The organism is Paracoccus sp. KKT209 (genome assembly GCF_055635455.1).
Genome location: NZ_CM145758.1, coordinates 2,308,705 through 2,331,667, shown reverse-complemented (window position 1 = coordinate 2,331,667; position 22,963 = coordinate 2,308,705). Strand labels below are relative to the sequence as shown.

The following is a 22,963-nucleotide window of genomic DNA, read 5'->3' as shown; positions in this document are numbered from 1 at the left end:
ACTCCATGATGATTGCTAGCTACTGGCTGTCGCGCTGTGGCGTCCGTCAGGGTGAAAAAGCAGCATCGCCGCCCGCGGCTCTCGGCCTCGGCACATGGAGAGAAGCCTACAACAGTTTTTTTGACGCGATGGGTGGGGGTCGATCGCTGTCCCAATTCAGGAACAGCATTAAAAATGCGCGGGATACCTTCGATATACTCTTTGACAATGGCCGGATCGGCTGGGTTGATCGCGACGGCCAACAGCCTGCACTGAGCTCCAGTTTTAGGCGCATTCATGAAGAGTGGAGGGAACGATCCGACGATGAGCTCGAGAAGCTTGTGCTCGGACTTCAGGCCAGTATGCCGGCGGTAGAAGAAGGAACAGCCTACGGCACTGAAGCAAGGACTGAGGGCGGCGTGAAGGTCTACCTTTCCCTGCGGCGCGAGCGCAATCCAAAGCTGAGAGACGAGGCGCTTGCGCTCCACGGGCTCGATTGCATGGCTTGCGGGTTCAATTTTGAGAGGGTGTATGGAGCTTTCGGAGCAGGCTTCATTGAAGTCCATCACGTCGTTCCGCTTGCGGAGGCAGGTAAATCGGTTACTAATCCAGAAACAGACCTGATCGTGTTGTGTGCCAACTGCCATCGCATGATGCATCGTCAGCGCGATGTGTGCCTGTCACTGGATGAACTTAAAGCTTGTGTGGGAAGGTGCGAAACAGCTACCTGACGACTGATGGCGCGTTATGACGCAGCTTTAGCCTTGAGACATCCCCTCGTTTCATCTCGGCCCATTGTTGCCGTTCGACAGTCCCCTACTAAAAGTCCGCATTTGCGGAGGCATTGCAGTCGTTTGGGGGCGCGAAGGCGATCAACGCGGCGATCGACGGGGGCGTCGTCTATCACCGGCGGACCGACAGTAAATGCCTTCACTATTTGATCCGGAAATAGCACAAGCGGCCAGCGACAACCGGCGACTGGTCGCGTGAGGCTTCGCGACGATCGCGCGATGATTTGGGGGACGATCCTTGGGAAATGTCTGGCAGTTCTTCCAGCCACCGCTCTACTGGCAGCAATTCGAAGAGCTTTGCGCTGGCCTTCTGACCGAGGTCTATGGCGTCCCCAATGCGCAGCAAGTTGGCCGCCCTGGCCAGGCACAGAACGGCGTCGACGTCTTCGGCACATCGGCCCGCCACGGTCGGATAGGGATCCAGTGCAAGCGCCTCTCCGACCTCGACGAGAACAACAATCCCTATCCGGGTGGTCCGATCACCCGCGCGTTGCTGCGTGACGCGGCCGACGACGCTCTTAGCTTCCGACCGAATCTTACGCTATGGATCCTCGCAACCACCGCCCGCCGCGATACCAAGATACAGGGATGGGTCGAGGAACTTAACGACGAGTGGGAGCAGATGTGCCGCAAACGGATTGCGATCGTTTGGACTTGGGACGAGTGCATCTCGCATCTCAACAGCTATCCCGAACTCCAGCGCCGATATTATCGCGATGTGATCCAAGTGGGCTCGCCCAAGGATCTCGACGAGATCATCCTGCGCACCATCGCCATGGCGTTTGCCCGGCCGGCCTTCGAGGTGCCGCTTCACTGCGAAACCCCCAGCGAATTCTTCCATGCTCTGAAAGACACGCAGAAGGCGCTGCGCACTGGAGAGTTGGTCGATCGCGAAAGCCGGCAGGTCATCCGCAAAGCGATCGGTGGCTATCGCGAACTGGACGATGATCTGGCCCGCACCGGCCTTGGCGACGTCGACAAGCATCTGAAGCTTCTACGCACGCAGCTCGAACAAGGCCTCAAAGACGGCACGATCGTGACGGTCGGCACCTGCCTCGATATCCGGCAGCCGGCCCTGGCGCGCTATCTAGACGAACTACGCCAGCGCTGCCTTGTTGACCTGAACAATGTCCTTCGTCATACCGGCATCTCCGCTGTCTAGGCATCGCGCTCGGCGGTCGGGGAAATGCGGTAGCTCGTCCGCCTGGCGATACTGCAACCGATCCGGCGTGATGGCTCGATCGACCGTTTTCGACCGGGATCAATCTCGCTAGTCTGACCCGACATGCCCGCGGGTAATCGGTGAGTTGCTGCGCCGCTCCGCGCGAAGAGGTCGCTGATGGAGGGACTGGTGGAAAAGGACAAGTCGGAAGCACCGGACGATGCGGTGGCGCTGGGTATGCTCTCGGCACCCGCTCTGCCAGAGGTCGAACCAGCGGAGACGCCTGACGCGTTCCTAGCAGTCGTGTCCAAGACCCTCAAGGTGTCGGTCGATGTGGACGCCGATCTTGCCAGCATTCTTTCCGATCACCTACTGACCGTTACGCCGCATGCCAATGCCGTAGCCAATGCGAAGGCCGCAATCGTCGCTTTGGCGTTAAAGCGCGCGGCACCAGCTGAGGAGCAGGCCAATGGCTGATCCGACGCTTTTCCACTCGCTGACGCTGGAAGGCTTCCGCGCCTATCTTCAGCCCAAGACCTTCGATTTCAGCAACAAGCGCTGCTTGGCAATTTTCGCGCCGAACGGTCTGGGCAAGTCGAGCGTCATCGACGCGCTCGAATTTCTCTTCTCCGAACATGGCACGCTCGAACGGCTCGGGCAGCGCACCCTGAACAACCAGGCCGGACCGCCCGCGCTCGTGCACAATGGCGCGCAGACAGCGGGGATCGCGCCGCTGGTCAAATTCACGACGATCACCTGCAAGACGACGGCCGAGGGCAGCCGCGCCGCCGTAGGCAACCCGCGCCCGATCCCCGCAGCCGCGACCGCAATGAAGGCGGGTTTCGTCGTCCCACCGATCATCCGCGGCTATACGCTGCGCACCTTCGTTGAATCGCATAGCCCTGAGAATCGCTACAGCGACGTGGCGGACTGGCTCCAGCTTTCACCGCTGGTGGAAGTGCAAAAGAACCTCCGCCTCCTGCGCCGCGATGTGAAGGCCGCTGCCGAGAGCACCACCGAACAGGATCGCGTTGCCGGCCTGTTGCGGACCGAAACCGCCCAGGCAGTTCAGGCGTGGGACGACGCGGCTGTGCTCGGCTTCATCAACGCAAGCGTCATCGCGCCGCTCGATCCGGCGTTGACGCTCACAACGCTCGCCGCTGGAGACGAGGGCTATGTCGAGGTCTGTAAGCGTGTCGAGACGGAGGAAAAGCGGGTCGGGCTCGCCGGCCTCAAACAGATCCGCAATTCGGTCGTGGCCCTGTGGCAGAAGACTGTTCCCGAAAACGGTGGGGACGCTAAATTGTCCGGCGCCATCGCGGCGTTCGGTAAGGCGCTGGCCGTTCAGGCTGATGCCAAGGCCACTGAGGCCGATGAGCGAGACAAAGCGGCCGGCACCGTTTTCCGATCGGTGTGGAAGGAAGCCGAGAAGCTGTTTGCCGACGTCGCGACCGCGCCCGACGCCTGCCCAGTATGCGCCACGGCGATCGGCGACACCGCTGTCGGGAGCGTGCCCGCGATCCGCGATCTGCTGCAGACCCATCTCGAGGAACTTCAAAGCTACAACGATGCGAAGACCGCGCTGGACGACGCCGAGACTGCCGCTGCCCTAGCGCATAACCAGCTCGTGGCGCGTCTTCCCGCCATGATCGAGCATCTGCCCGCCGATGATGGCGACTGGTTCAAGATCGCGCTCATCGCCTATCAGAACGGCGTTTCCGGATGGCCGGCCGCCGATGCGCCTGAGTCCGCCGCCATTGTCGCCGAGCTGGAGGCCCGTCTGGCAGATCTCGACCACGACATTGCGGACATCGAAGCGAAGCAGGGCGAGCATACTTGGGCCAAGGCTAAGGCCAGCATCGACCGGCTGCTGAAGCTTCAGAAGGATGTGGCGCTGGCAACGCGCACCGCCGAGGAGCTTACCGTGCTGCACGAAGCGCTCGTCGCGCAGGCCGCGCTCGTCTCGGGCAGGATTCGGGAAAAGGTCCAGTCGCTGCTCGACACGCTTCAGGCGCCGATGAACGACATTTACAAGGAGATCCAGGGCGCCAACGCCAAGCCGATCCGGCTGGAACTGCCCGGCGAGGACGACACCAACCAGCAGCGCATGCAGCTGGTAATCGATTTTGCGGAGAACCGTCCAAGCGTCGCGCCGGGCGGCTATCTCAGCGACTCCCAGATCCATTCGGTCGCGCTCGCGCTGCGCCTCGCGGCAATCAAGAAGTTCAACGGTGCCGCACCGGTGATCGCGCTAGACGATGTCGTCACATCCTATGACGCTGATCACCGCCGCGCGATCGGTGCGTTGATCGCGAAGATGTTCACCGACTGCCAGATCATCCTCGTCACCCACGACGAGCGTTTCTTCAATCATCTGAAGGACCAACTAGCCGCAAAGGAATGGCAGTTCACCCGCATCATCGGACTAGACCCTGCATTTGGGCCGCGCTTCGCCGACCACAAGGTCACCGATGAGATGATCGCCGACCGCTGGGCCAAGGGAGAATCCGCCGCCAACGAGATGCGCCAGGCCGAGGAAGAATGGCTGCTGGGCATTGCGCGCGGGTTCGGAGTCAGTATCCGCATCCGGCAGCTCGAAAAGGCCTATTCCTATGAGCGCTCCGAGCTGGCTGCGGCGATTGGGGGGTTCCTCGGAAACCTCAAGCTAACCCCCGCCGATGTGCCGGGTGTCAACAATCGCTTCATCACCAGCCTCATCAAGGGCGATATCGAGAATTTCGGAAGCCATTTTCAGGATGCGCCTTATGGCGACGGCTCAATCGGGGACGAGCAGACCAGATGGGACGAGTTCAAGGTGTTCCGCGGGCAGTTCGAATGCGTCTGCGGGCGCACTAAATATCAGCGGCCGCTCGGCTTAAGTAAGCCGGTGTGCGCACACGACAAATGCGAAACGCAGTTCGCCTTCAAGCCGCTTGCGGCAGGCGCGGTGGTCGTCCCCAAGAGTGCCGCTGGCCCAGTTGCGAAAGCATAAAGTCGATCTGGCAGGTATTTTGGCACGGCGCCTCTGCCGAGACGCCATGCCGGGGCGATGTTGCGCAAATCAGCCCCGAGCATGACTGCCCCCTTTCCCGCCATTCTTCAGCGGACTGCTTCGATCTCGGCCCTGCCAAGGGCCGAGAAGCGGTTCATGATGGCGATGCGGATCTGGATTTCGGCGGTCTGGCGGGCGGGGTCTCGTGACATGATCCTCTCGCCGAAGAGCTTCAGGCAGTTCATCAAAGCTTCGACCCGACTTCGGGCGTGATAGCCGGTCCACTTCTTCCAGAGCGCCCGGCCCAAGCGCCTGGTTGCCCGCAGGATCTCATTTCGCGCGGCAGCAGCGGGACAGTCTTCTTTCCAGGCGCGGCCATTGCGCCGGATCGGTATGACGGCATCCGCGCCTCGGTCGATGATCGCGCCATGGCATCGTCGTGTATCGTAAGCACCATCTGCGGTGACCGTGCCGATCGTCTCTTCCGGCGGGATCTGCGCCAGAAGCTCCGGCAGCAGCGGGCTGTCGCCTTGGCGGCTCGAGGTCAACTCGACCGCGCGCACATCCCCGGTGCCCGCGTCCATGGCGAGGTGGACCTTTCTCCGTTGCCTCCGGCGTGACGGGCCATGTTTGCGGGCCTGCCACTCGCCGTCCCCGCGGAACTTGATACCGGTGCTGTCGATCAACAGGTTCAGGGGCTGCCCGGACGCGCGATACGGGACCTGCACCGCGATCCGCGCCTGCCGGCGGCACAGCGTCGAATAGTCCGGAACCGGCCAATCAAGCCCCGCCATCTGGATCAGGCTTTCAACCAGCCCGACCGTCTGCCGGAGCGGAAGCCCGAAGAGCACTTTCAGGGTCAAGCAGGTCTGGATGGCAGCGTCCGAGAAGGTCTCGGGTCGCCCGCGCTTGCCGGTCTTGTCGGCGTGCCACACCGTCTCGGGATCGAACCAGACCGACAGCGAGCCGCGCTTGCGCAGCGCCGCATTGCTTATGTCTGAGATTGAGATCATCACGGACGGTGGTCGTCGCTGCCGCTGGAAGGCACCGTCGGTGCTGACCTCCACCCAGCATGACCCGGTGCCGCACCGGGGCGGCTAAAGAGGTATCGGCCGACACATTGATTTCGGGCGCTCACGCTGATCGGTCTTGTCTAACTTGATGGGCGATGATGCAGAGCAACTCGAACATCACGGTCGCGCCGACCAGAGCTGTCATCCCGCCGACGTCGAAGGGCGGCGCAACCTCGACCACGTCGGCTCCGACGATGTTCACGGGGTGGAGCAGCCGCAGCATGTGTTGCACCTCGCGCGTGGTGAAGCCACCAATTTCCGGTGTTCCAGTGCCTGGCGCCATCGACGGGTCGATTGCATCCACGTCAAAGGTGACATAGGTCGGCTGGCTTCCGACGATCTCAGTTACCTCAGCCATGACGTCATCCGGGCCGCGCCGGACGAATTCCTCCATGTAGATGATCCGCACGCCCTGCGCCTTCGCCCAGTCATGTTCCCTTGGGTCGTAGACGGAGCCACGGATGCCGATCTGAACGATGCGCTTCGGGTCAAGAAGGCCTTCTTCAATGGCACGCCGGAAAGGGGTGCCATGGGTATAGCGATTGCCGCCGAAGTAAGTGTCATTCGTGTCGGAATGGGCATCGAACTGGATCAGTCCGAGCGGGTTGCCACCCACCCGCAGCCCGTCAGATACAGCGCGCAAGACCGGCAGCGTCGTCAGGTGGTCGCCTCCGACGGACAGCGGTAGCGCTCCGTGCGCCACGATCCGTCGCATTCCCTCTTCGATCCGGTCCAGTCCGTCGATCAGATCGACAGGGTTCACCGGGAGATCACCGACGTCCGCAATGTTGGCAATTTCGTAGGGCGCGGTTCCCGAAACATGATGCGCACTTCGCATGAGGCTCGACAGGTTGCGGACCTCGCGCGGACCATGCCGCGCGCCGGCCCGATTGGTGGTGCCGCCGTCCCATGGAATGCCGACGAGTGCGATGTCTAGGCTCTCCGCGGTCGTGACGGAAGGGAGCCGCATGAAGGTGGAATGACCCGCAAACCGGGGCACTTGCGCAGCATCGACAGGCTGATGATAGCGAGGCATGAAGTTCTCTCTCAATTGGTTTCACGAGCGGTGTCGGAGACGTGCTCCTAGTGCGAGACCTCAGAAGCCCCCATTCGTAATGGAGAAGACTTCACTCCCTAAAGCGCCTCCGCCGCAAAAGTGCGCCCTGCCTAAAAGTGGCTGAAAAGAATAGGTCTGCAAAGCTGCTGGCCGGTCAAGGCTCGTCTCCGCCAAGCTCACCTGCTGAGAAACCTGCAAAACCCAACTGCGGGACGCACAGAGGCGAAAGCCCACCAGGTGGTCGCGTCGTTTCGCTCCGCGTAGACCCTCTGTCACACCGTCACAGAAACATGCCAGCTTCATGTTATGATCGCCACGCGTCGATTGGAGGCTGGACAGATGAAACTTGTCGTGTGGAACATGGAATGGCTTAACGATCTTGTTGACAGCGATGCTGGCATGCTCAAGCCTGACGACCAGAATGTCCGTGGTCCCCGGCCTCCGTGGGAAAACCAAGGACCCACCGTTGCCGAACGCATTGTCCTCCTACGCGAGGGGCTTGCCGATCTGGATCCCGATATCCTGCTGATCGTAGAGGGCCCAGACCGGACCGAGGATATGGAAGTGCTGATGGCAGCCATCTCGGATGCCAGATGGGCAATCCACATCCAACGTTCCCGCTTCCCGTCCGGCCCAGACAACCCGCGAAAGACTACCTCCACGCAATGCGTCGGCATCGCGTTGAGGATCGATCGCGGCAACTTCGCTGACAATCCCATGACCGTCACCGATGTAGAGGACCCTGCGGCGGGGCTGATACACGCCGCGACCGAGCCCTTCTTTCTCGACTTCGGCACCGACAAGGTGCCCGAATGGTTCCGCTACGAACGCCGCCCTCTGTGGGTGACGGTTCATCCGGCGCAGGGCTCCGACTTCAACATCATGGGCCTGCACCTGAAATCGAAAGGCATCTTCGCTGCTTATGAGTGGTCGCGCTGGTGGCAGATGGCGGATGCGAACCGCATGCGCTTGCTCGCGCAATGCCGCCATATCCGCGAGGCGTTTCTGGACCTCTATCTCTCAGACCCTGCAGCGTTGCCGGTGATCGTCGCGGGCGATATCAACGACGGGCCCGGCTTCGACACGTCTGAAATGCGGCTCAGCGCCAGCGGAGTGGAGACGCTTATGGGTTCCGTCTGGAAACCCGATCTCAGCCTCGGCAACGCGCTCTTCGACGCATTGAGCAAACGCGATCGCGCCCGGTTGGATTTCAGCGGCGTGACAACCACCCGTTTTGCTGATCCGATCTTCAACGACACCTACCATCGGGTAATGATCGACCACATCCTTTATTCCCGCAGCACTCCCGGCTGGGTCGCTGCAGCAGAGGTGCCGCGCGAGACGGCGGCAGGAACTGCCTACTGGAAAATCTCGGATCACTTCCCCGTCGTTGCCAAGATCACTCCGCCCGGGATCGGCGCCTGAGACTGCACACCATACCTCGTCGGCTCTCTGCTGCCGGTAAGCACGGATCAAGGGCGCGGCGCGGCTTCTTTGAAGCGGAGGTTTGTCTTTGTTGCAGTAGTCGGGCCTCAGGTCATCACGCCCATAGTCTTCATATCCAGGGTCGACGCCAGCTGACGGTCTGGTCCTCTGCAGCTGCGAACTAATCGAAGGCGACAGCTTGGGCAGCGCCTGCGAATGCAACCCTGACCTCGATTGACCCGAGACGGGCAAGTGCTTCACGTGCACCCCGCAGGTGGATCGGCCCGATGCGCGCTCCGGTGATGATAACCGTGCCAGCGGAGAGCGGCAGTTTTTGCTCAGCGGCATGGCTTGCCAGCCATACAAGAAAATCTGCTGTTTCGGGAAGGGTTGGGGTTTGCTCGGGGACCGCGACCGGCTGCCCATCCAGAGTCAGGGTTAGGCCCAAGGGTCGGTCCAGATGGCTCTGCCAGTCGGGAATGGGGTCACCCAGCACGATGGCTGCCGAACTGAAGCTGTCCGCCATGGCCTCAAGCGGGGAAACGGCTGTTCGATCTTGATAGCGCGACGCGACGATCTCGAAGGCGAGGCGGACTTCGGAGACGGCATCAAGTGCCATGTCGGGCGTGGTCCCCGCGGCCAGGTCCGCGCCGAGAATGAAAGCCGTTTCCACCTCGATCGCTGCATCATAAGGCAGCGCTGGAAGCGTGGCGCCGCTGGCCATGACCTCGTCTGCGGGCATGGAGGCAGTATGACGGTCTTGTCCGCCCAACAGAGCCATTTTCCAGCTTGTGGGCCCGCCCAGCTGGCGCAAGACCTCAGACTGGACAGCATAGGCGCTGGCGGTATCAGGCGGCGATACGGGCAAGCCTGAGGGGCGCGCGGCACCGGCACGAACGTCCAGCAGCACGCGGGCAGCTGCCTTTGGATCAAAGTGCAGGGTCATTCGGACATCTCCTTGGTAGCAGGCATGGCATGGCGCGGCAGGATCGCGCCAGGATGCCGCACGACCTGGGCAGCAAGGCGGGCGGCGCCAGCGATCGCATCGGCAGGTGCCAGTCCAGACCGACGGCCTGCCAGCCAGCCTGCGTTGAAGCTGTCGCCGGCGCCGGTGGTGTCGACGGCGGCACGGCGGGGAGGCAGTGGCCATGTTTCGCAAGTCATAGCGTCCATTGTCCGGTGCCAAGCCGCATCGCCGCCGGTGGTCAGAACGATTTCGGCCTCCGTAAGGCTCATCAGCAGGTGCATCGCTTCTGACGGATCAGTTGTTCCGAAGCAGGCAGCCATGTCGTCCAGTGACGGCAGGATCAGCGTCGCAGTCTTGGCGGCTTGGCCGATGACTGTTCGTGCCGTTATGACGTCGGACCACAGTGCGGGCCGGTAGTTCGTATCAAGGACGATTTGCGCGCCGCCAGACCGGCGCCGCTCAAGCGCCTGCAGCAGGCTTGCACGCCCTTGGGGCATCAGCATTGCCAAAGTCACGCCCGACAGAACCAAGGTCTCGGCACGGTCCAGCACGGCCAGTTCATCGGGGCTGGAGAACAAACAGCGGGCGGGTGACTGGTCCCGCCAATAGATAAAGCTGCGCTCTCCCTGAGGGTCGGTGGTAATGAAGCTGAGACCGGGACGGCCCCCCGGCTGTGTTGCGCAGAGATCGGCGATGTCCTCCTCGGCCAAGGTGCTCCGCAGAAAGCCGCTCATTATGTCGTCCCCCAAGCGTGACAAATAGCCGACGCTGCCGGGGGAGGTCAGCCGGGCCAGGTAGACCGCAGTGTTCAGCATGTCCCCGCCTGCACGCCGGTGGAAACGCCCCGGGGTTTTGGGGCTGCTGGTGAATTCGACCAAAGGCTCGCCGATGCAGAGGAAATCCATCTCAGGCCTCATACGGCGTCGGAAGGGGACGCCCTGCGACATGCGCCGCGATATTGTCCAGAACCAGCGCGGCCATCGCGGCGCGCGCGGTATCCGTGGCCGAGCCCAGATGTGGGGTCAGCACGCAGTTCGGCGCGTCAATCAGGGCTTGCGGCACGTTCGGTTCGTCGTCGAAAACGTCCAGCCCGGCACCAGCGATGGTGCCTGCTTGCAAGGCGCTGGCCAGTGCGTCGCTGTCGACAACCGGTCCGCGGGCGACGTTCACCAAGATACCGTCGGACCCCAACGCATGTAGCACCTTCGCGTCGACGAGGCCACGGGTTTCGGCGCCGCCCGCCGCGGTCACGAACAGCAGGGTGCAGTCGCGGGCCAACGCCTGCGCATCGGCACGGAATCCATCGGGGGAATTCGGTTTTTGGGAACGTGCGGTATAGAGAATATCCATTCCCAGCCCTCGCAACAGCTCTGCCAGCCTGCGGCCGATGCGGCCATAGCCCAGGATGCCGGCGCGCCCCTGGATTACAGGCCGGCCAAGCGCGGGTTTGTCGCCCGCGCCCCATGACCCGGACCGGACAAAGCGGTCGCCTTCGGCGATGCGGCGTCCCACAGCCAATGCCAGTCCGATCCCCATCTCGGCGACAGCTGTCGACAGAACGTCGGGCGTCGTTGTCACGCGAATGCCTCGGCGACGCGCTTCTGCCAGATCAACGGCGTCAACACCAACACCGTTGACCGCGATCAGCTCCAGCTTGGGCAGACGGGACAGCTGCGCGCCGGAAAGGCCCGTAGCCCCCGAGGTCAAGACGATCCGAACATCCGACGCGTGGTCGATGTCGCGCAATACGTCATACTCGGCCTGCAGCCGCTCGTGCATCTCCGCGGGCTTTAACGAGGCAAGCGCAAGAACCTTTGGACGGCTCATGTGATCTGCCCCAAGAAATTCTGCAGACGTTCGTTCTGCGGGTTGCCGAAGAACGCGTCCGGGGCGTTTTCTTCGACGATCACACCTTTGTCCATGAAGATCACCCGGTCGGCTACAGCGCGCGCGAACTCCATCTCATGCGTGACGCAGAGCATGGTCATCCCCTCGCGGGCCAGATCGATCATCGTGTCCAGCACCTCCTTGACCATCTCGGGGTCCAGCGCACTGGTCGGTTCGTCGAACAGCATGATGCGGGGCTTCATGCACAGCGCGCGGGCAATGGCCACGCGCTGCTGCTGGCCACCCGAAAGTTGGGCAGGATACTTGTCAGCCTGCTCGGGGATCTTCACGCGCTCCAGGTATTCTCGGGCGGTCGCCTCGGCCTCGGCGCGGGGGATCTTGCGGGTCTTCATCGGCGCCAGCATGCAGTTTTCCAGCACTGTCATGTGCGGAAACAGATTGAAGGACTGGAAGACCATGCCGACGTCTTGGCGGACCTTGGCGACGTTGTCGCCGCCGGTCAGTGCGATTCCGTCGACGACGATCTGGCCGGACTGGATCGCCTCCAGCTGGTTGATCGTGCGGATCAGCGTGGATTTGCCCGACCCGGATGGACCGCAGATCACGATCCGCTCTCCGCGCTCGACGGTCAGGTCGATATCGACCAGCGCATGAAAGGCGCCGTAATACTTGTTGACGGCGCGCATGGTGATGGCGTGTTCGGTCATCGGGGTCTCCCTGGCAAGGGCGCCCGGCCGCAGTGGCCGGGCGCGTCCGGTCACTCGGCAGTCTTGACGAAGTCGGGCAGCGGCTCGCCCAGCCATTCCTGGTGGATTGCATCCAGGGTGCCGTCGGTGCGGGCCTCGGTTACGAAGGCGTTGATCTCTTCCAGCAGCGCGTCCGAGTCCGGCGCCACCGCAATGCCCTGAACCTGGCTGGACAGGTCGAACTTCTTGTCAAAACGATCTCCCGCCACATCGGCAATCTGCGAGAAGACCACATTCGACAAGCCGATCGTCTGCACTTGCCCCGACATTAATGCCTGCACGGCACTGGCATCGTCGTCAAAGCGGCGGATCTCGGTGCCTTCCGGGGCGACCTCTGTGACGCCAGTATCCTGGGTCGAGGCACGAGCGACGGCGACGGATTTTCCGGCCAGATCCTCGGGTCCCGCGACCTCGACATCCGTGCCTCCATAGACGCCGATGGCGATGCCCGCATAGGGGGTCGAAAAATCTACCCGCTCGGCACGCTCCGGGGTGATGCCGAGCGAGGCCACAAGGACATCGACCTGACCCGACAGCAGATAGGGAATGCGGTTAGGGCCTGTGACTGGCACGATCTCCGCCTCGACTCCCAGATGTTCGGCCAAGGCCTTGGCGACATCTGCATCATAGCCATCAGGATTGCCTGATGTGTCCTGGATCCCAAAAGGAGGGAAGTCGACCAGCATGCCGATGCGGACAGTTCCCGCGTCGCGGATCTGCTGCAGGTCGGCGGCAAGCGTTGGGGTGGCGATGAGTGTGGTGGCGGCAAGGGCCGCGAACAGGCGACGGGTCAGTTTCATGGTATCCTCCTCCAAAGAAACTCAGCGTGTGATGGCCAAGCGCATGCGCGCCTCCATCCGGCGTGCCAGCAGCGACAGCGGCCAGCACAGAACAAAATAAAGCGCGGCAACTGTCCCGAAGACCAGGAAGGGCTGGAACGTCGCGTTGTTGACGATCTGTCCAGCGCGCGTCAGCTCGGTGAACCCGATGATCGAGGCCAGCGAGGTGCCCTTGATCAGCTGCACCAGAAACCCGACCGTGGGGGCCGTGGCCACGCGCATCGCCTGCGGCAGAACGACGTGCCGCATCCGGTCGCGGTAGGACAGGGCCAGCGCGTTGGCAGCCTCGGATTGGCCTTGCGGAACGGCTTGGATGGCACCGCGCCAGATCTCGCCCAGAAAGGCGCTGGCATGCAGTGTCAGGGCGACGGCTGCGGCCAGCAGCGGATCGATGGGCAGGCCTAGAACAGCCAGGCCGAAATACACCAGGAACAGCTGCATCAGCAACGGCGTGCCCTGAAAGACCTGGATGAAGGACATGGACACCCAACGCAGTGTTCGGCTGTGCGAGGTGCGCGACAATGCCAGCACCAGGCCACCAGCTGCGCCGCCAACAAAAGCGATGATCGACAGGATCAGCGTCCAGCGGATCGCCATGGCGATGAAGATCAGGTCGACGGAGGAAAACTCGCGGATCATCTCAGCGCCCCGCCGGATAGTTGAAGAAGAACCGCCGCAGCGTCCCGAACAGCGTCGAGAACCCCAAGGCCAGCAGGAAATACATGATCGTCAGCACCAGATAGATCTCGAAGCTGGCAAAGGTGCGCGCGTTCAGGTCCGCACCGGCGGCCGCGAGGTCATTGGCCGAGATGACCGACACTACGCTGGACGTCAGCATCAGATAGATGAACTGGCTGGTCAACGAGGGATAGATGTTGCGCAGTGCCGGCTTCAGCACGACATGGCGGAAGATCTGCGTCGGCGTCAGGGCCAGGGCGCGCCCGGCCTCGATCTGCCCCTGGGGGATGGACTCAATGCCGGCGCGGATGATCTCGGTCCCATAGGCGCCGACATTGATCACCAACGCCACAAGGGCCGCGGTGTTAGGGGACATGCTGACGCCCAGAGCGGGTAAGCCGAAGAAGATAAAAAAGATCTGGATCAGGAAGGGTGTGTTTCTGATGACCTCGACATAGACGTCGATGATCCAACGCAGCGGCCGGATGCCCGACGTCTTGGCGACTGCCCCCAGGATCGACACGACCAGCCCAATGGCCATGGCCGTGAACGACAGCTGGATAGTCAGCCAGGCTCCGTAAGCCAGCATGTCCAGATTGTCAAAAACCGGCTGAAAGTTGAAGCGATACATCTGCCCTCCCCTGCGGATGTCTCTATTCACACGACTTAGAACGATCTAAAACGTAACTGAATGGCCTGTCAATCCTTCCTGGGGCCCGAGCTTTCTCGTGCGACCAGCCGAGCAGGCTGAATGAACCTCTCCAATGGCAGTTCGGGCGAGGTGAGCCGCCGCGCCAGCATCCCCGCAGCCTCCGCGCCAATCAGGGCAGGGCGCATGGCGACGCTGGTCATCGGCGGGTTGGTCAGCTCGGCGAGTGGCAGGTCGTCCAGACCTACCACAGCGATATCGCGTCCGGGCTGCCGGTCCGCACGTCGCAGCCCCAACATCAGTCCGGCTGCCAGCACATCATTGAAGCAGAGCACAGCGGTGGGTCGGGATGGCAGGGACAGGACAGCTTCAGCGGCATGGGCAGCGCCTTCCCATGTCAGGTCAGCCTCAATGACTCCCGCATCGAGGGCGCCAGTTTCAGCGATGCCCTGGGAAAATCCCTTTAGTCGTTCGACCTTGGCCGAGGTGGTCGCCCGCACCGACAGGAATGCAATGCGCTGATGCCCCAAGTCAACGAGATGCTGCAGCGCAAGTCCGACTCCTGCAATGTAGTCGGCGCCCGCATAATCTGTCTCTAGAACGCCGACCTCGCGCAAGGCTTGCACCAAGGGCAGCCCCCATTGCCGCATCCGCCCCGGCAGCGCAACATCCGTTCCCGCCGCGGGGCAGAGGATCACACCATCCACCCCATGCCCTCGGAAGCGCTGCAGGATGTTGTCCTGCCGATGCGGGTCGTCTTCACTGTTAGCAAGCAAGACGACCCGGTCCTGCTCACGCATCACCTGCTCGACGCCCGTGAGGAACTCCGTGAAAAACGGGTTCACCAGGTTTGGCACAACCAGTCCTACCGTCCGGCTGCTTCTGTTGCGAAGCCGGGCAGCACCGATGTCGCGAACGTAATCGAGGTCGGCCATGACTTGCTCGACCCTCTGACGGGTGCGCTCGGCTACCAGTGGGGACTGTCGCACGACGAGGGAGACCGTCGCCCGGGACACTCCCGCAACGGAGGCGATGTCTTCCAGGGTTGGTCGCCTTACGTTCATGAAGCACCTAAATACGGCTGAATGTGGACAGTATTATCGATCTGGAAACAAACCTTGAAGCGCAAGACGGTATCGGCAAGCGCAGCATACGGAAGCAGCCCATAGCCGCCGGCTGGCACCAGTTAGCTACAGCAATGCAAACTCTCTGAACCGGACGTTGGTGCGCCATGCAGAAAGATCGACCTAGCGGCGTCTGCCACGCGAAACGAAGGTTCCGCGTTCTGCCGATGCGCCGTCTGGTCCCTTGTGGCTTGCGTCAACCTCGGGTCTGACTGACCCGAAGTTGACGTGCAGATGCACTTCGGCCGGGGCGCAGGCGTAGCAAGTCTGATGACCGAATGCGCAGATAGCAAAGCGGCTTTGCTGGCAGGATCGGATTGGAAGCGCCTGCGCATTGGTCTTGTTCAAAGACCCACTCTGTCTCACCGCAGCCTGATGAAACCACTAGGCCATGGTGTCACACGCCGCACTTCGCCCGCCGTCGGTCACAGCGGCAACGGCCCTGTCATGCCGCTGGCCTCCAGGTCCCACCGTGCCGCCCAACCGCCAGTGCCGCGTTCAAGCACCAGATAGTTCCGCTCAGCGACATAGCGGGCGGACTGGCCGGGCAGCGGCCTGATCTTGATGGGATGGCCGCGCAGAGGGCTCTCTCCCAGACTTGCCAACGCGCCTAGAAACCGGGCCCAGCCCTTCGGCGGCGCCCGATGCGCTACGCCCGAGGCCACGAGCTGGTTCAGGTGACGGCCTTGGCCCAGGCCCATCACCGCGCGGGTCGCAAGGTGGATCTCGCCCGAGATCGAGGTCAGGTCATGCCCGTCATGGTCGACCATGACCCGGACCAGGCGCAGCATGCGCCGCCATTCCTCACGATGCGCCCGGCTCTGCCACTGGTCGCGCAGGTCATCCTCATATTTCTGCATGCTGGGAATGGCGACCATCAGCGTCTCCAGCACCGACAGGCGCGGCCCCAGCAACGGAACGCTGGACATCAGCAGCGTGTGGCCCGGGGTGCGGTGCGCGGCCTCGGCCTCCATCATCGCCCAGCCCCCCGGTCCCATGATCGCCCGCCGGGTCCGCTCCGACCGCAGGTCGGGGGCTAGGATGCGCAGGCCCGGCGCGTGGATGCCCCACCCAAGATGCCGCCCGTCAGGATCGGCGAAGCGGGCGGGCAGGTCGCCGTCGGTGGCGGCGTGCTGAAAGATCAGACAGGCTTCCCGCGCCGCCACGAACAGGGTCTGCCCAACCGGCGAATTGGTCCGCGACCGGCGCAGCGACCCCCATCCGTCGCAGATGTCGTGGTCGTCCCACTGCGTCAGCGACGGCACACGCGCGGCCAGCCAGGCCATCTCCGGCGCGGCATAGATCGCGGCGTATCGGTCGAAGAACCCTTGGCGCAGATGGCGGCGCAGATCAGCCAGCGCGGCCTGCGATGGGTTGGGCGGCAGCGTGTCGGGCCAGTCGTTGCTGAGGTCATGGCCTTGGGTGACCTCATCGGCATAGATCTGGTCGCCGCCATGCAGCATCAAGGCAAAGGGGCTGCGGCGGTGTTCGTCGCGCAGGCGGGCCCACATGGCGTTGCGCTCGGACCCTTCGCGGGCCATGTCGCCGACCTCCTCGCCGTTGCACGAGACATAGGCAAGGCGCAGGTCGCCCGTCAGGTCGCCCGAGACCTGATAGGTCTCTCCGCTCCATGCATAAGACGACGTCCGATCCGCAGGCAGCGTGAAGCGTGCGCGCCAGACCGTGGCTTGCTCAAAGAGGGCCAAGCAGGCAGGTGTCGCCTCACCCGCCTCCAGCAGGAGGGGCGGCGGAAGGGCTTCGCCCGCTGGCGTGATGAACAGCGCCGACAGCCGCATCTGATCTCCGTCGAGATCGTCGAGGAAAAGGACAGGGCCGATGGTGGACGTGATCTGGAACCGCATTTCGATGAGCTATTGTGCCACCAGGCGCGGCGCAATCTCGATCTGGGGCAAAGGCGGCGAAATCACGGCGGCGCGGGTAACAACCCGACCAAGGTGGCGAGTGCTTCGCCCTGTCAGCTGGCGAATATCAGGTAGCTCTGGATCAGCATCAGCATCGGATCAGCTGTCGCTTCCTGTCAGAGGGAATGCAGCGGTAGCTATTTGTCTGCCGGTGCGCTCTGCGATGATCGGCCCAAAGCCGCCGTTCGACGCGTGACTGATGCCATCGCGTATCTTCTCCAAACCGGCCGTTCGTGCTTGGCGCAGCGAGATCGCACAGGTAAAGTCTGCTATGCGGGACCAAGCTGCCGTTCATGGGCTCCATTTGAAAGTCCGCTTGTCGCAAGTTCTAAGTGAACGGACGAATGCAGGACTTACGGCGGCGGCAGCAAGGGGTCGGAAGGATGGCCGGCCGATGGCTGCCACGCCAGAAAGGGTGGCGCGTGCCCGCTAGCTTATTGCAACCGGCCTCACAATCCGTGAGGCCGCCGCACGTGTGAAAGTTGGCCAGTCCGCGCTTCGTGCCGCCCTGAGAGTGAACAACACTCCGCTCCTGAACTAATCTCGTATTTATTATCTGGCTCGGGTCGCATTTCACGTGCAACCTGCACTCGCTTCATTGTGGGTGGGCCATGCCTTTTTACATCAGAGATTCTGTCAGCCTCGGTCCGTTCCGGATTAACCTCTCCAAATCAGGCCTCGGGATCTCCGCCGGCGTGAAAGGGTTTCGCGTCGGGACAGGTCCGAAGGGACATTACATTCACGCCGGAATGAACGGCGTCTACTATCGGAAATCCCTAGGGGGGCTCGGGAGAAAGCCAAAGTCGGCCCCGGCCAACGACACGACGGACTACCGGTCCGAAATCGCTAGGATCGCCCCTGACTACAAGCTGCCGACATACATGACGGATGACGGGGTCCTGATGCGCCGCATCCTTTCGGCGGAGGCGGACGTCCTCGTGTCGGAAAGTCATTCGGAAGCCCTGAGGAGCCTGAACGAGGCGCGCGAGCGTCCGTCTTACACGCTAATACTTTGCGGCGTCGCTGCGGTCGGCCTTGTCTTCTCATTCGTGTCGCAAAACCCCGTCGCCATAGGAGTTTTTGTGGCGTTGCTGGTTGCCGCCTACACGATCGGCAACATGCTCGACATCCCGCGGCGAAACGTCGTGTTCGCATACAACCTTGAGCCAGCAGCTGAGGAAAGGTATAAGGCGCTCGTCGGGGCGATCGACCGGATCGCCGGATCAAGCAAAGTTTGGTTTGTGAAGGCGAAGGGTGACATCACCAACCTTCATGCTTGGAAGAAGAATGCCGGCGCATCGGCCTTGGTGGACAACAAGGAAACGTCCGTATCCTACACGCTTCCGCCCGGGGTTGCGTCGAACGTAACGCCTCCCGTCATCATGATCGACGGAAAGAAATGCTACTTCTTCCCGGACTGCATCCTAATCGAAGAGAACAAGCGGTTCGGAGCGGTCCGTTACGAGACCATCCGCACTGCGGTCCGTGATCAACGCATGATCATGGATTCCGCCCCTTCGGACGCAACAGTCGTCGGCCAGACTTGGAAATACGTCAACAAGAAGGGCGGACCTGACCGCCGCTTCAAGGACAACCGCCAGCTGCCGATCTGCCTGTTCGAAGAGATCGGCATGGTGAGCGAGGGCGGCTTCAAGGGGCTGCTTCAGGTCTCGAAGCACGGAATCAGCGGAGCCTACGGAAGCGCCGTGACGGAGCTCGGCCGCGTCACTAAAGAGTTGAAGGACGCCGAGCCTCTCCTGATTACGAGAGAGGCATAAAAGGTAAATGTCCGCAATCTTATCAGTTCGTCCAGTCGGGTGATCTTGTAGTCGGCAATCTAGGCGAGAACCCATGTGAGCCAGCCCTGAGGTTCAATTTTGTTGAGCTTGACCGGTTCGATCAGTGTAAAGGCGATAGCCATGGCTTCGTCTCTTTACGACCCTGAGAACATCCAATTTTTGCGCCCGATCTGTCAACGTCGGCGCAGAAGTCGGTCATGTGGCGTTGTTCACGAAAGCGGACATTCACTCGAAGCGCGGCATTTGGAAATTCGGGCTGTTCACGTCGATCGGCCGGTGCTGGCGACGCAACGGTGGCGCGGCAGCCTCGGAACCGCGCACTCGGCCCATAACCGCCATTCGCTCCGACTACTGGCAACTTGCCAATTTCCCGGAACCGGACGTTCGACCTTGCAGCAGCACACCTGCCGAGCAAAGTTGCGAATGGGGCATTCCCGACATTCAGCATCAGGAATATACCCGTTCCAAACCGCCTAATGCGATTAAGCTGTCAGTGGTGAGAAGGGAAAGGTCCACGAGCTGCGACGGCGAGCGGGTGTGCGTCGCGAACTCGGTGGTGGTGAAGGACCTGCGGAGAACTGGAAGCTCACCTAAGAAACAGGCTCCGCCAAGATTGACGGAGCCTTGGCGCTGGCTATGGCGGTGAGCGTCATCAACGCGGGAGGCGCGGCGGCGTATGGGAAAACATATCTCTACACAGAGGACTTACTTGTCCTTTGACACCCACGGTAGGTTTTCTCGGACGAACTGGTCGTAGGCATCTTTGCGGGTGCACTTTTTTCCTTGAACCCAATACCACAATGAGGCCAGCCAACCGCGGGCTTCGGACTTCACGGTCTCCCATTCTTCCTTCAGCATGAACTGGGCGTGGCGAACGAACTTCGCCTCTTCCGTGCGGTAGCCGCTTCCAACTTCAGTAGCGTCCACAAGTTTCCGGAGATGCTTGATGAGATTGTTGTCGATGCCATCCTCATCCGCCGGGTTGAGTTGCAATGTGATCAGGGCGATTAGGCCATCGGCTTTATTTCGCTTCTCATCATACTTGTGACTGCCCTGACCTGGCGGCGTATTATTTATGTCTGCACAGACGCGAAGCAGTTCTGCGATGTTGGACCGAAGCTTGTCGATCCATTTCGATCTCTCGGCGGTAACTGACGAGATGTAGACGGACCGTCGCCCCGTGAGGAACGCCACAGAAGTGGAAATCAAAACCCCGCACAGGGCGATAATCGCGACGACGATGGTAGGGTTAGCCTTCGCCCATCCAGAAATTGCAGTCAAATATTCCACGGTAGATATTCCTGTTGAATCATTATTCCGGTTTCTAAGCTGGCGCTGATGAGAGAGGAAGAGTCTTGTGTGGCAATATCGCAGGTGCAATTTCTGCACGTGTAGAACAATGATCTGACATCGCGTAGAACGTGTGAAGTCCCCCGATTTAGGTGCTTTCCGATGTTCAAGAAGCCATACGAGCAGCTCATTCCCCGTCTCGAAAGGGACGCCATCGAGGCGGTCCTCGGCATGGACAGCGGCTACGTCCTGGATTTCAGCGACCGGACCTTCGACGATTTCTTCTTCGAGACAGTAAGCATTGACGCCTCCGCGCAGTCACACCTATTCAGCGGCCGCGGGACCTCGAAGGCGAAGAGGCTACGGTCCTTCATCGAGAACGCTTCCCCTCATCTCGTGGCAAAGATCCTTCGTGAGTTCTGGGAACACCGCGAAGCTCGTAAGGCGGGGTTCTCATACGGCATCCCGGTCATCAACGAAAAGACACAGAGCCTGTATTTCTCGGCCATTGCCCGCATCGAAGGGCGCGCCGACCACATTGATACGACGGCAATCGAAGCCTTCGAGCCGAACGAAACACTCGAAGAACTGGTCGCATCTATCCGACAGGACCTCGAAGCAAAGAAGCCTCACGCCGCCATCGACCGGCTGCACACGTATTGCATGAAGCGTTTCGCCGCCCTGATCCGGAAACACGGCGGCCCAGACTGCGGCAAGAACGACCCGCTCCACTCACGCGTGGCGAAATACGTCAACATCCTGCAACAGAAACACAATCTTTCGCCCGTGACGGACCGGATCGTGAAGACCCACATCGCTGTTTTTCAGGAGATGAACCCCATCCGGAACGAGCAGTCGTTCGCTCACGACAACGAAACGCTCGTGGGTATGGACGAAGCCCGCTTCATCTTCGACAGCGTGACTGCGTTCCTCCGGTTCTCGAAGGCTATCGACGGTCGACTGTTCGAGGACTGACAAAGAAACCGCTCGTCCCGCGACGATCCGGACTTGCTGCGCGGAAATAACCGCCTGAACAATGGCGGCGGGACATTGGACATGGGCATTTCAGCGTTTGCGAGAAGCAAAAGGCGACGCTTTTTAGAGGAAGCACGGACCTTGCTTCATTCTTTGGGGTATCTCACGGACATGCTGCCGTTCCGAGCTGGGTGCCGTCTGCGGGGCTGTGGCCGATTAAACGATCAGTTTCGTCGCTTCAGCGGACAGCTACCGGGAGATAGTAAGGCCTCGCGCTCTCAGCCCGACCCGATTAAAATACCGGCACGCGTGGCTTGGGGGGATGCTTAGTTGTTGATTTCTTGCGATGAGGCGGGGTTCACTGGGCCAGACCTGCTGGCAAAGGACCAAAGGTATTTCGCGTTTGCCTCGGTCAACATCTCAGATGAAGAAGCGTGGGCTCTTATTGCCGAAGCACGTAAAGCACATCCTGTGCAGATGCCCGAGCTCAAAGCCTCGAAGCTCATGGGGAGCGCTCAGGGCCGCAGGCTGATTTCCCATCTGGTGCAGAATATTCCTGGCCGCTTTGCGATCAATGCCCACGATAAGCTTCTAGCCCTCTGCGGCTGGGTTTTCGAGTATGTCTTCGAGCCTGTTTTTCAGGACGACCCGCAGATTTTCTACCAGAAGGACTTCCACAAGTTCATCGCGATGTATTGCTATCTCTGGTTCATGAGCGACAGCCCTGAAGTCAAGGTTACGCTCGCCGAATTCCAAGAGATGATGCGGACCAAGGACCTCGCGAAAGCACCGTCGCTTCTCGCATACTCGCCCAGAGCTGCTAATCAGCGCCCGCATCCATTCGATTTGATCCGTCGATTTGCCCGTGCTCACCGAAAAATCATTGCCAAGGAAATCTTCGAAGTTCAGCACCACACATTTGACCGAGGCACCTGGACGCTTGACCTGTCGATTTCAGGCCTCTGGAGCCACCTGAACCACTGGGGGCAATACAATGAAGCGCTTGATGTGTTGTGCGATGACAGCAAGCCCCTGAGAGCGTGGGCCGGTCAGTTGAATGACACTATGGATGCCGCGCTCCTGCGGGCTCGCATGACGAATCCGGACGAACGCCTCGGGTGGGAGATGTCGGGGCCAGTTAAGTTCGCGGACTCGCGAGCTCATCCTGCAATTCAACTTGCTGACATACTGGCCAGCACCGTGGTGCATTGCCACACAAATGGCCTCCCAGAAGGCTTCGACGACACAGCCCATGCTCTCGATGCTGGAATGCTGAGAGATTCGATCTTCCCGGACCTGGAACGAGTGCAACTGGAGAATGATCCAGCAAAAGTTCACTACGCAGTCCTCACAGAATTGGTTGAACAGGCAGAGGGCCGTGGCACAGGCATGCCGATCAAGGACTTTTTTGCCATGATTGAGCAGGGGATTGCGTGTGGAGACGTAGTTCTTGGATGACCCCAGCAAAGGGGCCGAGTAGCCGATCGTAGAGCGAGGCTCCCGCCCCGCCCTAGTAGCGTCGCCTTCTCATCGCCAACGAAGGGAGACGAACAAGGTCGAGGCGTTGATCAGCGCAACCGCCGTTGATCTGTTGAAATCGCCGCTGACCAAGATCCGACGGGTGGATCAGATGCGAACCGACCAACG

At 61.2% G+C, this 22,963-nt stretch carries 20 protein-coding genes; 8 read left to right on the top strand and 12 right to left on the bottom strand.

The features are described 5' to 3' along the window. Positions 1 to 5 precede the first annotated feature (5 nt). The 4 genes from ACZ2G3_RS11550 to ACZ2G3_RS11535 all read left to right on the top strand — a co-directional run bounded on the left by ACZ2G3_RS11550 (position 6) and on the right by ACZ2G3_RS11535 (position 4,924). Complete coding sequence (locus ACZ2G3_RS11550; protein WP_470396144.1) at positions 6 to 710, top strand: HNH endonuclease; 705 nt, start codon at positions 6 to 8, stop codon at positions 708 to 710. 298 nt (positions 711 to 1,008) lie between these two features. Continuing rightward, positions 1,009 to 1,932, top strand: a complete 924-nt coding sequence (locus ACZ2G3_RS11545) for a hypothetical protein (protein WP_470396143.1) — start codon at positions 1,009 to 1,011, stop codon at positions 1,930 to 1,932. A 177-nt stretch (positions 1,933 to 2,109) separates the two neighbouring features. Further along, entirely contained in the window at positions 2,110 to 2,409 is a 300-nt protein-coding gene (locus ACZ2G3_RS11540; RefSeq protein WP_470396141.1) for a hypothetical protein, read from the top strand. After that, on the top strand, positions 2,402 to 4,924 hold the full coding sequence (locus tag ACZ2G3_RS11535; protein ID WP_470396140.1) for an AAA family ATPase: 2,523 nt from the start codon (positions 2,402 to 2,404) through the stop codon (positions 4,922 to 4,924). The genes ACZ2G3_RS11540 and ACZ2G3_RS11535 overlap by 8 nt, the downstream gene beginning before the upstream one ends. Before the next feature lie 107 nt (positions 4,925 to 5,031). Here the strand turns inward: ACZ2G3_RS11535 and ACZ2G3_RS11530 are convergent, their stop codons facing one another. Further along, positions 5,032 to 5,937 carry an IS5 family transposase gene (locus ACZ2G3_RS11530; protein WP_470396138.1) on the bottom strand — a complete coding sequence of 302 codons (906 nt, stop codon included), beginning with the start codon at positions 5,935 to 5,937 and terminating at the stop codon, positions 5,032 to 5,034. A gap of 121 nt (positions 5,938 to 6,058) precedes the next feature. Continuing rightward, positions 6,059 to 7,033, bottom strand: a complete 975-nt coding sequence (speB, locus tag ACZ2G3_RS11525; RefSeq protein WP_470396136.1) for an agmatinase — start codon at positions 7,031 to 7,033, stop codon at positions 6,059 to 6,061. Between the two features lie 360 nt (positions 7,034 to 7,393). Between speB and ACZ2G3_RS11520 the strand changes: the two genes are divergently transcribed. Further along, the gene (locus ACZ2G3_RS11520; RefSeq protein WP_470396135.1) at positions 7,394 to 8,479 is read left to right on the top strand and encodes a hypothetical protein; all 1,086 of its coding nucleotides are present in this window, start codon (positions 7,394 to 7,396) and stop codon (positions 8,477 to 8,479) included. A 181-nt stretch (positions 8,480 to 8,660) separates the two neighbouring features. Here ACZ2G3_RS11520 and ACZ2G3_RS11515 read toward each other — a convergent pair whose 3' ends face one another. From ACZ2G3_RS11515 to ACZ2G3_RS11475, 9 genes are all read right to left on the bottom strand, one after another. Beyond that, positions 8,661 to 9,425, bottom strand: a complete 765-nt coding sequence (locus ACZ2G3_RS11515; RefSeq protein WP_470396133.1) for a fumarylacetoacetate hydrolase family protein — start codon at positions 9,423 to 9,425, stop codon at positions 8,661 to 8,663. After that, positions 9,422 to 10,363: a sugar kinase gene (locus tag ACZ2G3_RS11510; protein WP_470396131.1), complete on the bottom strand. Its 942-nt coding sequence runs from the start codon at positions 10,361 to 10,363 to the stop codon at positions 9,422 to 9,424. Before ACZ2G3_RS11510 ends, ACZ2G3_RS11515 begins: the two co-directional genes overlap by 4 nt. After that, entirely contained in the window at positions 10,353 to 11,273 is a 921-nt protein-coding gene (locus ACZ2G3_RS11505) for a 2-hydroxyacid dehydrogenase (RefSeq protein ID WP_470396130.1), read from the bottom strand. Before ACZ2G3_RS11505 ends, ACZ2G3_RS11510 begins: the two co-directional genes overlap by 11 nt. Continuing rightward, positions 11,270 to 12,001, bottom strand: coding sequence for an amino acid ABC transporter ATP-binding protein (locus tag ACZ2G3_RS11500; RefSeq protein WP_470396129.1), 732 nt, complete (start codon positions 11,999 to 12,001; stop codon positions 11,270 to 11,272). The genes ACZ2G3_RS11505 and ACZ2G3_RS11500 overlap by 4 nt, the downstream gene beginning before the upstream one ends. Positions 12,002 to 12,051: 50 nt before the next feature. Further along, positions 12,052 to 12,840, bottom strand: a complete 789-nt coding sequence (locus ACZ2G3_RS11495) for a transporter substrate-binding domain-containing protein (protein WP_470396127.1) — start codon at positions 12,838 to 12,840, stop codon at positions 12,052 to 12,054. Between the two features lie 21 nt (positions 12,841 to 12,861). Beyond that, positions 12,862 to 13,518, bottom strand: coding sequence for an amino acid ABC transporter permease (locus ACZ2G3_RS11490; RefSeq protein WP_470396125.1), 657 nt, complete (start codon positions 13,516 to 13,518; stop codon positions 12,862 to 12,864). Position 13,519: 1 nt separating this feature from the next. Next, positions 13,520 to 14,188, bottom strand: a complete 669-nt coding sequence (locus tag ACZ2G3_RS11485; RefSeq protein WP_470396124.1) for an amino acid ABC transporter permease — start codon at positions 14,186 to 14,188, stop codon at positions 13,520 to 13,522. A gap of 68 nt (positions 14,189 to 14,256) precedes the next feature. Further along, positions 14,257 to 15,270: a LacI family DNA-binding transcriptional regulator gene (locus tag ACZ2G3_RS11480; RefSeq protein WP_470396122.1), complete on the bottom strand. Its 1,014-nt coding sequence runs from the start codon at positions 15,268 to 15,270 to the stop codon at positions 14,257 to 14,259. Positions 15,271 to 15,755: 485 nt separating this feature from the next. Continuing rightward, positions 15,756 to 17,192, bottom strand: coding sequence for an alkaline phosphatase D family protein (locus ACZ2G3_RS11475; protein ID WP_470396120.1), 1,437 nt, complete (start codon positions 17,190 to 17,192; stop codon positions 15,756 to 15,758). Positions 17,193 to 17,863: 671 nt separating this feature from the next. Between ACZ2G3_RS11475 and ACZ2G3_RS11470 the strand changes: the two genes are divergently transcribed. Then, positions 17,864 to 19,030 (top strand): DUF4236 domain-containing protein, encoded by a 1,167-nt coding sequence (locus tag ACZ2G3_RS11470; RefSeq protein ID WP_470396119.1) that lies wholly within the window; start codon positions 17,864 to 17,866, stop codon positions 19,028 to 19,030. 726 nt (positions 19,031 to 19,756) lie between these two features. Here the strand turns inward: ACZ2G3_RS11470 and ACZ2G3_RS11465 are convergent. Then, positions 19,757 to 20,341 carry a hypothetical protein gene (locus ACZ2G3_RS11465; RefSeq protein WP_470396117.1) on the bottom strand — a complete coding sequence of 195 codons (585 nt, stop codon included), beginning with the start codon at positions 20,339 to 20,341 and terminating at the stop codon, positions 19,757 to 19,759. 162 nt (positions 20,342 to 20,503) lie between these two features. On the opposite strand from ACZ2G3_RS11465, the gene ACZ2G3_RS11460 reads away from it, so the two are divergent. Together ACZ2G3_RS11460 and ACZ2G3_RS11455 are read left to right on the top strand one after the other, a co-directional pair. Then, positions 20,504 to 21,316, top strand: coding sequence for an abortive infection family protein (locus ACZ2G3_RS11460; protein ID WP_470396115.1), 813 nt, complete (start codon positions 20,504 to 20,506; stop codon positions 21,314 to 21,316). A gap of 330 nt (positions 21,317 to 21,646) precedes the next feature. Further along, positions 21,647 to 22,774, top strand: coding sequence for a DUF3800 domain-containing protein (locus tag ACZ2G3_RS11455; protein WP_470396113.1), 1,128 nt, complete (start codon positions 21,647 to 21,649; stop codon positions 22,772 to 22,774). Positions 22,775 to 22,963: the final 189 nt, after the last annotated feature.

Bases quoted from the DNA above. Each gene is read 5' to 3' on its own strand.
- ACZ2G3_RS11550 (WP_470396144.1), top strand. From the start codon at position 6: ATGATGATTGCTAGCTACTGGCTGTCGCGCTGTGGCGTCCGTCAGGGT.
- ACZ2G3_RS11540 (WP_470396141.1), top strand. From the start codon at position 2,110: ATGGAGGGACTGGTGGAAAAGGACAAGTCGGAAGCACCGGACGATGCG.
- ACZ2G3_RS11535 (WP_470396140.1), top strand. From the start codon at position 2,402: ATGGCTGATCCGACGCTTTTCCACTCGCTGACGCTGGAAGGCTTCCGC.
- ACZ2G3_RS11530 (WP_470396138.1), bottom strand. From the start codon at position 5,937: ATGATCTCAATCTCAGACATAAGCAATGCGGCGCTGCGCAAGCGCGGC.
- speB (WP_470396136.1), bottom strand. From the start codon at position 7,033: ATGCCTCGCTATCATCAGCCTGTCGATGCTGCGCAAGTGCCCCGGTTT.
- ACZ2G3_RS11520 (WP_470396135.1), top strand. From the start codon at position 7,394: ATGAAACTTGTCGTGTGGAACATGGAATGGCTTAACGATCTTGTTGAC.
- ACZ2G3_RS11515 (WP_470396133.1), bottom strand. From the start codon at position 9,425: ATGACCCTGCACTTTGATCCAAAGGCAGCTGCCCGCGTGCTGCTGGAC.
- ACZ2G3_RS11510 (WP_470396131.1), bottom strand. From the start codon at position 10,363: ATGAGGCCTGAGATGGATTTCCTCTGCATCGGCGAGCCTTTGGTCGAA.
- ACZ2G3_RS11505 (WP_470396130.1), bottom strand. From the start codon at position 11,273: ATGAGCCGTCCAAAGGTTCTTGCGCTTGCCTCGTTAAAGCCCGCGGAG.
- ACZ2G3_RS11500 (WP_470396129.1), bottom strand. From the start codon at position 12,001: ATGACCGAACACGCCATCACCATGCGCGCCGTCAACAAGTATTACGGC.
- ACZ2G3_RS11495 (WP_470396127.1), bottom strand. From the start codon at position 12,840: ATGAAACTGACCCGTCGCCTGTTCGCGGCCCTTGCCGCCACCACACTC.
- ACZ2G3_RS11490 (WP_470396125.1), bottom strand. From the start codon at position 13,518: ATGATCCGCGAGTTTTCCTCCGTCGACCTGATCTTCATCGCCATGGCG.
- ACZ2G3_RS11485 (WP_470396124.1), bottom strand. From the start codon at position 14,188: ATGTATCGCTTCAACTTTCAGCCGGTTTTTGACAATCTGGACATGCTG.
- ACZ2G3_RS11480 (WP_470396122.1), bottom strand. From the start codon at position 15,270: ATGAACGTAAGGCGACCAACCCTGGAAGACATCGCCTCCGTTGCGGGA.
- ACZ2G3_RS11475 (WP_470396120.1), bottom strand. From the start codon at position 17,192: ATGCGGTTCCAGATCACGTCCACCATCGGCCCTGTCCTTTTCCTCGAC.
- ACZ2G3_RS11470 (WP_470396119.1), top strand. From the start codon at position 17,864: ATGCCTTTTTACATCAGAGATTCTGTCAGCCTCGGTCCGTTCCGGATT.
- ACZ2G3_RS11460 (WP_470396115.1), top strand. From the start codon at position 20,504: ATGTTCAAGAAGCCATACGAGCAGCTCATTCCCCGTCTCGAAAGGGAC.